Annotated in this window: 2 protein-coding genes; one reads left to right on the plus strand and one right to left on the minus strand. The window is 71.0% G+C overall.

The genetic code is table 11. The features are described from left to right. The coding region (locus tag ACFQ4O_RS17575; protein ID WP_378777673.1) for a helix-turn-helix domain-containing protein at nt 1–188 on the plus strand (188 nt) is incomplete at its 5' end. Between the two features lie 8 nt (nt 189–196). Here ACFQ4O_RS17575 and ppk2 read toward each other — a convergent pair. Then, nucleotides 197–1,183 carry a polyphosphate kinase 2 gene (ppk2, locus tag ACFQ4O_RS17580; protein ID WP_378777675.1) on the minus strand — a complete coding sequence of 329 codons (987 nt, stop codon included), beginning with the start codon at nt 1,181–1,183 and terminating at the stop codon, nt 197–199. Between the last annotated feature and the right edge of the window lie 191 nt (nt 1,184–1,374).

Below are 1,374 nucleotides of genomic sequence, written 5' to 3' on the forward strand. Positions count from 1 at the left end.
CCGCGGCGCCCGCCGCCGCTTCCGCCTTCGCGCCGGACGACACCGTCGTCGATCTGGACAGCGTGGCGCGGGGCGCGATCGCGGCGGCGCTGGAGGCGTCGGGCGGCAACGTGGCCGAGGCCGCCCGGAAGCTCGGCGTCAGCCGCAGCACGCTCTACCGACGCGGAGCCGCCCGCCGGGCGTCATGACGGCGGCGTCAGCTCTCCCCGCCATTGTGCAGGAACCGGTCGGCGTCCATCAGGATGCGCTCGTCGGCCCCGCCGATCGCCTTCAGGTCGCGCCCGCGATAGGGGATGTTCAGCAGCAGGTGCCGGATGCAGGCGAGCCGCAGGCGGCGCTTGTCGTTGGCGTGCACCACCGTCCACGGCGCGTCCTTGGTGTGGGTGGCCGCCAGCATGCGCTCGATCGCGTGGGAATAGGCGTCCCACAGGTTCAGGCCCGCATAGTCGATCGGCGACAGCTTCCAGCGCTTCAGCGGGTCATGCCGGCGGGCGTGCAGGCGCTTCACCTGCGTCTCGCGGCCGATGGTGAGCCAGAACTTGAACAGCCGCACGCCGTCCTCCACCAGCAGGCGCTCCACCTGCGGGGTCTCGTGCAGGAAGCGGGCGGTCTGCTCGGCGGTGCAGAAGCCCATCACCGGCTCCACCGCGCCGCGGTTGTACCAGGAGCGGTCGAACAGTGCGATGTCGCCCGCGGTCGGCAGGTGCTTGATGTAGCGCTGGAAATACCACTGCCCCGCCTCCACCGGCGACGGCTTCGACAGCGCGATCACATGCACGCTGCGCGGGCTGAGATGCTCGGTCACCCGCTGGATCACGCCGCCCTTGCCGGCGCTGTCCCGGCCCTCGAACAGCACCACGATCCGCTCGCCCTTCTCCTGCGCCCAGGACTGCAGCTTCAGAAGCTCGATCTGGAGCAGGCGCAGCGTCTGCTGGTAGGGTTCGTCCGCGAGCTTCTTGTCGTAGGGGAAGCCGCCGCTCGCCAGCGCCGCCTTATCGATCGCCTCGGGCAGCGTCGCGTCGTCGAGGTTCACCTCGAGCCCGTCGATCGCCACGATCGGCGTGGCGTCGAGGCCCGCCGGCGACACCTGCTCGGGGGCGGCCGCGTCATCGTCCGGTCGCTGTTTCGGGCTGGACTTGCTCGGACCGGATTTGGAGGTCCGGCGATGGGCGGCTTTGGACACGACGCGTTTCTCCCAGACGGCGCGACCGTCGCGCCGTCGTCACGAAAGTGGAGTCCTTTGCCGGTTTCTCCAATGCGCGCTTCGTCGATTCATGGCTGACACCCCCGTCTCTCCCGACACCGAACCCCGCCGCGCCGCCGGCCGCCTTCGCGGCGCCGGCTGGGCCCTGGCGGGCGCGGCGCTGCTGCTCG

It is taken from the genome of Methylopila musalis (genome assembly GCF_042679725.1).
GTDB classification, from domain to species: domain Bacteria; phylum Pseudomonadota; class Alphaproteobacteria; order Rhizobiales; family Methylopilaceae; genus Methylopila; species Methylopila musalis.